8 protein-coding genes are annotated in these 8155 nt (G+C 73.5%); 3 read left to right on the forward strand and 5 right to left on the reverse strand.

Annotated features, from left to right (window positions below):
• Nucleotides 1–11 precede the first annotated feature (11 nt).
• Nucleotides 12–779 (reverse strand): adenosylcobinamide-GDP ribazoletransferase, encoded by a 768-nt coding sequence (cobS, locus tag ABT127_RS35765; RefSeq protein WP_351459576.1) that lies wholly within the window; start codon nucleotides 777–779, stop codon nucleotides 12–14.
• A 67-nt stretch (nucleotides 780–846) separates the two neighbouring features.
• Here cobS and ABT127_RS35770 point away from each other — a divergent pair, with 67 nt between their 5' ends.
• Nucleotides 847–1605 carry a hypothetical protein gene (locus ABT127_RS35770; RefSeq protein WP_351459577.1) on the forward strand — a complete coding sequence of 253 codons (759 nt, stop codon included), beginning with the start codon at nucleotides 847–849 and terminating at the stop codon, nucleotides 1603–1605.
• On the opposite strand, the gene ABT127_RS35775 is transcribed toward ABT127_RS35770, so the two are convergent.
• The 3 genes from ABT127_RS35775 to ABT127_RS35785 form a co-directional block, all read right to left on the reverse strand.
• On the reverse strand, nucleotides 1538–2197 hold the full coding sequence (locus tag ABT127_RS35775; protein ID WP_351459580.1) for a hypothetical protein: 660 nt from the start codon (nucleotides 2195–2197) through the stop codon (nucleotides 1538–1540). The two genes, ABT127_RS35770 and ABT127_RS35775, sit on opposite strands and share 68 nt — an antisense overlap.
• Nucleotides 2194–3921, reverse strand: coding sequence for a phosphatidylglycerol lysyltransferase domain-containing protein (locus ABT127_RS35780; RefSeq protein ID WP_351459583.1), 1728 nt, complete (start codon nucleotides 3919–3921; stop codon nucleotides 2194–2196). The genes ABT127_RS35775 and ABT127_RS35780 overlap by 4 nt, the downstream gene beginning before the upstream one ends.
• Nucleotides 3922–4081: 160 nt before the next feature.
• Nucleotides 4082–5128, reverse strand: a complete 1047-nt coding sequence (locus tag ABT127_RS35785; RefSeq protein ID WP_351459586.1) for a nicotinate-nucleotide--dimethylbenzimidazole phosphoribosyltransferase — start codon at nucleotides 5126–5128, stop codon at nucleotides 4082–4084.
• Between the two features lie 223 nt (nucleotides 5129–5351).
• Here ABT127_RS35785 and ABT127_RS35790 point away from each other — a divergent pair, with 223 nt between their 5' ends.
• Nucleotides 5352–6422 (forward strand): class I SAM-dependent methyltransferase, encoded by a 1071-nt coding sequence (locus ABT127_RS35790; RefSeq protein WP_351459589.1) that lies wholly within the window; start codon nucleotides 5352–5354, stop codon nucleotides 6420–6422.
• Nucleotides 6423–6438: 16 nt separating this feature from the next.
• Here ABT127_RS35790 and ABT127_RS35795 read toward each other — a convergent pair whose 3' ends face one another.
• Complete coding sequence (locus tag ABT127_RS35795) at nucleotides 6439–7644, reverse strand: bifunctional adenosylcobinamide kinase/adenosylcobinamide-phosphate guanylyltransferase (RefSeq protein ID WP_351459592.1); 1206 nt, start codon at nucleotides 7642–7644, stop codon at nucleotides 6439–6441.
• 92 nt (nucleotides 7645–7736) lie between these two features.
• On the opposite strand from ABT127_RS35795, the gene ABT127_RS35800 reads away from it, so the two are divergent.
• On the forward strand, nucleotides 7737–7958 hold the full coding sequence (locus tag ABT127_RS35800; protein WP_351459594.1) for a hypothetical protein: 222 nt from the start codon (nucleotides 7737–7739) through the stop codon (nucleotides 7956–7958).
• Nucleotides 7959–8155 lie beyond the last annotated feature (197 nt).

Raw genomic sequence — 8155 nt, forward strand, 5'->3', positions numbered from 1 at the left:
GCCGCGCACCCTCAAACGGCCAGCACCACCAGCGCCGCCGTCCCCGCGACCTCGGCGACGGCGCCGAACACGTCCCCGGTCACCCCGCCGAACCGCGCGACACACCGCCGCAGCATCAACTCCCCGGCGCCACACCCCAGTACGACAGCGGCAGCGCCCTGCAAGGAGACGCCGGCGGCCACCGCGACGACCACGACCCCGGCGATCAGCGCGGCCCGCACGGACACGGTCTCGGCGACGGCGGCGCCGAGCCCCTCCGGGCGCGCGGCCGGCACCCCGGCCCGGGACGCGAAGGTCAGCGCGAGACGCGCCGTCACCGCGCACACGCCCGCCGCGATCGCCCCCCGCACCCACGAATCGGCGTACAGCTGCGCCAGCACGGCGATCTGCGCGAGCAGGACGAGGACCAGCGTCACGACGCCGAAGGGACCGATGTCCGACTGCTTCATGATCCGCAGCGCGTCCTCGGCCGGCTTGCCGCTGCCGAGCCCGTCCGCGACGTCGGCGAGCCCGTCCAGGTGCAGGCCCCGGGTGAGGACGGCGGGCACCGCGACGGCGGCGACCGCACAGAGCGGGGCGCCCGCGCCGAGGAAGGACAGCGCCACCCCGAGCGCGGCCGCGCACAGACCGACGACCAGGCCCGCCAGCGGAGCGGAGAGCATTCCGGCGCGGGCCGCGGCACGGTCCCAGCGGGTCACCCGGACGGGCAGCACGGTCAGGGTGCCGAAGGCGAAACGTATGCCGTCGGCGAGGGAGGCGCGGGGGTTCGTTGCGGACACCGGGGGAGATTACCCGGGGTGGACCACCGGGCGGGCGGCGCCCGCCCGCCGCCCGCAGGATGGGCCCATGGGCGACTGGTGGCACCGCAACATCACGGAACCGGGGAAGCTGCCGGTGCTCCTGGCGCTGGTCACGTTCATCGCCACGTTCCTGATCACCCGTACGATCACCCGGCTGATCCGGGCGGGCCGCGGCCCGTTCCGCAACATCTCACCGGGCGGACTGCACATCCACCACGTGGTGCCCGGCATCGTGCTCATGGTCGTCGGAGGGTTCGGCGCGGTGGGCAGCGGCCGGCACGGCTTGGGAGCCTGCCTCTTCGCCGTCCTGTTCGGGATCGGGGCGGGCCTGGTGCTCGACGAGTTCGCGCTCGTCCTGCACCTGGACGACGTCTACTGGACCGACCAGGGGCGGCAGAGCGTCGAGGTGGTGGTGCTCGCCGCGGCCCTCGGCGGCCTGGTGGTCAGCGGGTTCTCGCCGCTCGGCGTCAACGACATGACGCAGGACGAGCAGCACGACCGGGCGGCCCTGATCGTCTCGCTCACCCTGAACTTCCTGTTCGTCCTGGTGACGCTGCTCAAGGGCAAGATGCGGATGGCGCTCGTCGGCGTCCTGGTGCCGTTCGTCGCCTGGTACGGCGCGGTTCGCCTCGCCCGGCCCGACTCCGCCTGGGCCCGCCGCTGCTACCGCCGCCGGCCCCGGGCGCGGGCCCGCTCGACCCTGCGCGCCTACAAGCACGACCGGCGCTGGGTGCGGATCAGCCGGCGCTTCCAGGATCTGGTCGGCGGATTCCGCGAACCATCGACCGCGCAGCGCACACGATGAGCACGGCCGCGATCGCGGCCAGGTGCTCCCAGCCCGCGAGGTTCGGCTTCAGCGCGCACTCGACGGCCATCGTGACGACGACCAGCGCGCAGGTGAACCAGGCCCGGTAGCGCCAGCACACGTACACCGCCAGCCCGACCACGGCCGCCGACGGGCCGGTGTCGACGATCTGCGCGTCGGAGGCGGGCAGCCAGCCGGCAGAGATGGCCAGGCGCGCGAACAGGGTGCCGCCGAGCGTCGCCGCGTACGCGATGCCCAGCGTGCGCGGGCGGCCCAGACAGATCTCCGCGATCCCGAAGACCACCAGGATCTGCACGAGCGCGCCCCACACGGGCAGGTCGAGGGCAGGGACGAACAGCGACAGCGGGGTGCGCAGCAGGGCCGGCGGCAGCGGGTCCGCGGCCCGGACCGAGCCGATGTCCTGCACGATCCGATAGCCCCAGGACTGGTTCTGCACGAACTGGAACAGCGCCGTCAGACAGACCGCGGCCAGGGTCAGCGGGATCGCCCGCCACCGCCGGGCGACGAGCCCGTCCCGTACGGCGGTGAAGAGCGGACCCCACTCCGCGCGGGCCGCGTCCCTCGATCTCACCGGCGCGCCAGCCGTTCCGGCAGCCCCGGCACTTCGAGGAAGCCCTCGGCGCGGGCCGAGGCCAGGCCGATGCGCGGCAGGTCGGCGCTCTTCTCGAAGAGCAGGAAACGGGGCTCCCAGATGGGCCGGTACTTGGCGTTGGCCCGGTACAGCGATTCGATCTGCCACCACCGCGAGAAGAAGCTGAGCAGCGCGCGCCACAGGCGCAGCACCGGGCCCGCGCCGAGTCGCGCGCCGCGTTCGAAGACGGAGCGGAACATGGCGAAGTTGAGCGAGACCTGGGTGATCTCCATCTCGGGCGCGCGCTGGAGGAGTTCGATCACCATGAACTCCATCAGGCCGTTCTCGGCGTCGCGGTCACGGCGCATCAGATCGAGGGACAGGCCGTGCGGGCCCCACGGCACGAAGGAGAGCAGCGCCCTCAACTCGCCCTCTCCGTCGCTGCATTCGAGCATCATGCACTGTCCGTCGCCCGGGTCGCCCAGCCGCCCCAGCGCCATGGAGAAGCCGCGCTCGGTGGCACCGTCGCGCCAGTCGTCGGCGCGCTTGAGGAGGTATGCCAGTTCGTCGGCCGGGATGTCCTCGTGGCGGCGGACGCGGACGGTGTAGCCCGCCCGCTTGACGCGGTTGTAGGCCTGGCGGACGGTGCGCATCGCCCGTCCTTCGAGGGTGAAGTCGGCGGTCTCGACGATGGCCTCGTCGCCGAGTTCGAGGGCGTCGAGGCCGTGCCGGGCGTAGATGGTGCCCGCCTCCTCGCTCGCGCCCATCACCGCGGGCAGCCAGCCGTGTTCCCGCGCCTCGGCGAGCCAGGGCTCGATCGCGCCGGGCCAGGCCTCGGGGTCGCCGATCGGGTCGCCGGAGGCCAGCGAGACCCCGCCGACCACGCGGTAGGTCACCGCGGCCTTGCCGGTCGGCGACCACACGACGCTCTTGTCACGGCGCAGCGCGAAGTAGCCCAGCGAGTCGCGCTCGCCCTCCTTGCCGAGCAGGGCGCGCAGCCGCTCCTCGTCGTCGGCGGTGAGCGGGTCGACGGCGCGGCGGGAGCGGAAGGCGGCGTAGACCACGGCGATCAGCAGGGCCGTGGAGAGGATGTTGATGACGACGTTGACCCAGTTCGGGGTGGTGATGCCGGGGAAGCGGGAGTCGTCGGTGGCGACCGAGATCAGCCGCAGCGTGCCGTAGCGCCAGCGCTCCAGGAACGTGGAGCGGTGCGGTTCGTGGGCCTGGTTGGTGACCGTCACCAGGAACGTCGCGAACAGCGAGGTCACGAGGAGCCCGCCGATCGCCACGACCGCCGCCAGCCTCGCGTTCGAGCGGTCGCCCTTCGCGTAGAACTCGCGCCGCCCCAGCAGCAGCGCCGCGACGAACGCGGCGGTCAGTACCAGCGAGATCCAGTTCTGCGCGTACTGCCGGACCTCCGGGAAGACCATCACGAAGGCGAACAGCAGGAGGAACAGGCCGCTCAGCACGAGGTTGAGGATCCAGGCCGCGCGCTTGCGGCGGCGCATCGTGATCGCCAGGAACCAGGCGACGACCGCCGACGAGAAGCCCGCGGCGAGCAGGTAGGGGGTGAAGTAGTTCTCCGAGTTGTGGCGGCGCAGATCGTTGCCGAAGGAGACCCACACGGCGCTCAGCAGATTGATGAAGGTGACGATCCGCAGATACCAGACGGTGAAACTCGCGGCGCGACGTGAAGTGACAGTGCTTGTCCGTACGGCTCCCATGTCGGGAGCTTATGGGCGAATTGTCCGGTGTCCCTTCAGGGGCGCGAGACTGTGTCGACATGCGGCTCCGCCGCGTGGGCGCGCCCAGCCACGGAAAAGCCGCGGACGCGCCTGCTCATCCACCGAGCAGACGCGTCCGCGGCTCTTCTGCGACTGCGGCCTACTGAACTTCGGGAAGCTCGGCGGCCAGCGCCGCCGCGGCCTGGACCAGCGGCAGTGCGAGGAGGGCGCCCGCGGCGCCGCCGACCTTGACGCCCTGGTCGAGCATCGGCTCCATGGCCATCCGGTCCAGCGCCTTGGCCTGCGCGGGCTCCCCGCTGGACTGCCCGGCCAGCCACCAGTCCGGCGCGCGGAAAGCGACGCGCTGGCCGACCAGCGCGCAGGCCGCGGAGACGACCCCGTCCAGGATCACCGGCGTACGGCGCACCGCGCACTGGAGCAGGAAACCGGTCGCGGCCGCGAGATCGGCACCGCCCACCGTGGCGAGCAGCTGAAGCTGGTCGCCGAGGACCGGGCGGGCCCGGCGCAGCGCGTCGCGGACGGCCGCGCACTTGCGCATCCAGGCCAGGTCGTCGATCGGGTCGCCGCCGCGCCCGGTGACCACGGAGGCGTCCGTGCCGCACAGCGCGGCGATGAGCGTGGCCGCCGCCGTCGTGCCGCCGACGCTCAGATCGCCGAGCACCACCAGATCCGTACCGGAGTCGGCCTCCTCGTCGGCGACGGCCATGCCCGCGCGGAACGCCTGCTCGGCCTCCTCCGGGGTGAGCGCGTCCTCGATGTCGATGCGGCCGGAGCCGCGCCGCACCCGCCGGTTCTCCACGGCCTCGGGCAGCTCGTCCGGCTCGCAGTCCAGCGACAGGTCGACGATCCGCACGCCGACGCCCAGACGGCGCGCCAGCACCGCGCCCGGGGAGCCGCCCTCGACCGTCTCGCGCACCAGCTCCGCCGCGGTGCCCGCGGCCCGCTTCGACACGTCGAGCCCGGCCACCCCGTGATCACCCGCGAAGAGGACCACACGCGCTCGCGCCACCGGCCGCACGGGTACGGAGCCCTGGGCGGCCGAGAGCCATTCGCCCAGCTCGTCCAGGCGGCCGAGCCCGCCGGGCGGCACGGCGAAGCGCGCCCTGCGCTCCTCGGCGTCGCGGCGCATACCGCCGTCGGGGCGCTCGATCAGGTCGGTGAAGTCGTCGAGATTCAGCGAGCTCATTCGCCGAACAGTACCGGCCGCGCTCGCCCCGAGTCCCTGGTGTCCCGCCTGTCACGGAGCGGGCGGCGACGGCCCGCGAACGCCCGGTTACGCCATGCGATGGGTCGAACGCGCAACGTCATTGAAAGGCCGTCGATGATCCCTTACGTTCCCTTTCGTATCGGATTGCCGTTCGGATTGTCGTATCGCGGCCGTCGCCCGCCCGTGGAGCCGAAGGAGTCCCATGCCCCCCACAGCCCAGGCCGTCGCCGAACGCCGCCCCGCCTATCTCACCGAACTCGCCCGGGGCACCGAACGCTTCCACGAACCGCGCCGCCCCGACTGCCCCTGGTGCGGCTCCACGAAGCTGCGCACCCGGCTGCGCACCACCGACCTCCTCCAGCACAAGCCGGGCACGTTCACCGTCGACCAGTGCCGGGCCTGCGACCACTCGTTCCAGAACCCGCGCCTGACCCCCGAGGGCCTGAACTTCTACTACCGGGACTTCTACGACGGCCTGCGCGCCGGCCACGCCGAGAAGATCTTCGTCGGCCGCCCCTCCGTCAAGCGCCACCGGGCGGCCGCCCAGGCCATGTTCCGGCACATCGAACCGGAGAGCTGGCTCGACGTCGGCACCGGCCCGTGCCACTTCCCGGCCGTCGCCAAGGAGGTCCTGCCCTACACCGCGTTCGACGGCCTCGACGTCGGCGACGCCGTCGAGGAGGGCCGCAGGGCCGGCCGGATCGAGGAGGCCCACCGCGGCTTCCTCACCGAACTCGCGCCCCGGCTCGCGGGCCGCTACGACGCGATGAGCATGTTCCACTACCTGGAGCACTCCCTCGACCCGCGCGAGGAGCTGAAGGCCGCCCGCCGCGTCCTGCGCCCCGGCGGCCACCTCATGATCGAGCTGCCCGACCCCGAGAGCCGCTGGGCGGGCCTGCTCGGCAAGTGGTGGGTCTCGTACTTCCAGCCGCAGCACCTGCACTTCATCCCGCTGGCCAATCTGCGCACCGAACTGGCCGCCCTCGGCTACACCGTCGTCGCCGTCGACCGCCGCGCCCCGCACCAGCCGCACGATCTGACGGCGGCCTGCGCGCTCTTCCTCGGCCACTGCCTGCCCGCCGCCGACGACCCGTGGCGCACCAAGGCCCCCAGCGACCTCCAGCGCGGCCTGCGCCGGGCCCTGACCCACGCCGGCACCCCCGCGCTGCTCACCGCCCGGGCCGCCGACCGGCTCCTCGCCCCGCTGGCCGACCGCACCGGCCTCTCCAACGCGTACCGGGTCGTCGCACGGCGCAACCCCGACCCGTCCTGACCCCTGCCGCCCCGCGTCAGCCGCGCAGTGTCAGCGCCTGACCGGCCACGATGAGCAGGACGTGCTCGCACTCGGCGGCGAACGCGGCGTTCAGCCGGCCCAGCTCGTCGCGGTAGCGCCGCCCGGAGGCGGTGGCTGGCACGATCCCCGACCCCACCTCGTTCGAGACGGCCACCACCGTGCGCCGGGTGCACCGCACGGCCGCCACCAGCGCGGCCACCTTCTCCCGCAACGCCTTCTCCCCGCCGCCCGCCCACTCGGCGTCGTCCCAGGCCCCGACCTCGTCCATGGCGTACGTCAGCCACAGCGAAAGGCAGTCGATCAGCAGCGGCGCCGGGTCCGAGACGTCGGCGAGCAGCGGTTCGAGATCGCAGGTCTCGGCGGTCCGCCACGACCCGGGCCGCCGCTCCCGGTGCGCGCTGACCCGCTGCGCCCACTCGCCGTCGCCGCCCCGGGTGCCGCCCGTCGCCACGTACAGCACGTCGGGGAAGGCCTCCAGGCGCCGCTCGGCCTCGACCGACTTGCCCGACCGGGCGCCGCCGAGGACCAGCGTCCTGCGCGGCACGTCGGGCACGTCCTCGTACGCGCCGACGTCCAGAGTCGTCCCGTCCGGCACCGCGCGGGCGCCCGCCGCCGCGAGCCGCCGGGCCAGCTCGGTGCCCGGCGGCACGTCGTGCCCGAGGTGCACGGCGACGACATCCGTGGTCGGCCCGACGGCGCCGCTCGCCCGCAGCCGCGCCAGCGCGTCCGGCCGCCCCACCACGTCGCAGAGGACCAGCTCGTACGGTGCCCGCGCCGCGTCGAGTCCGGCGGGCGCGGCCCCCGGCGGCAGGTACAGCACCCGTACGCCGTCGGGACCGGTCACCTCGTAGCCGGTGCCCGGGGCGTCGAGGGCGAGCGCCCGCACCCGGTGCCCGCTGATCAGCGCCAGCTCACGCCCGTCCGGCACCCGCACCGGCTGCGGCAGCCCCGCCGGGACCTCCACGGCGGGCCCGTCGTGCGGATGGGTGAGCAGCACCTGCCGCACCCCGGCGAGACTGTGCCCCGCGCGGGCCGCGGCGAAGACCGCGCCCGGGGTCAGATCGAGCAGCAGCACCTTGTCGATCAGCACCGCCGTCGCGCCGCGGGCGTCCGCGCCGAGCGCGCCCGCGCAGGCCGCGCACGGGCAGTCGGGGCGGGGCAGTCCTTCGGGGGCACCGGTGCCGAGCAGTGTCAGTTCCACAGGAAGATCCTCCCGCGCGGCTTCGGGTGCCGCGCGCCCGGCTAGGCTTCCAGGGACATCGCGCATCGGACATCCGATACCGGGAGGCTGACATGGCGGCGTGGACGTGGCGGTTCGAGAAGTCCGACGGGACGGAGGTGCCTCCGGCGGTGCAGCCCGAGGAGTTCCCGACCCAGGGCGACGCGGAGTCCTGGATCGGGGAGTACTGGAAGGAACTGGCCGAGGGCGGTGCCGACCAGGTGATCCTCTTCGAGGACACCGACAAGATCTACGGCCCCATGAGTCTCCACGCCGAGGAGACCAGCGCCCCGTAAGAGGCGCGGGGAACTGCGCGAGCGATCGCGGAAAAGCCGCGGACGCGTCTGCTCATGCACCGAGCAGACGCGTCCGCGGCTCTCGTCGTGGCTGGTCGCGCAGTTCCCCGCGCCCCTGAGGCATGCGCTGCGCGCAGCCTCCCCTGGAGGCCGCAGGCCTTCCAGGGGCGCGGGGAACTGCGCGACCAGCCACGACG

Source organism: Streptomyces sp. NPDC001904 (assembly GCF_040297005.1).
Taxonomy (GTDB): Bacteria; Actinomycetota; Actinomycetes; order Streptomycetales; family Streptomycetaceae; genus Streptomyces.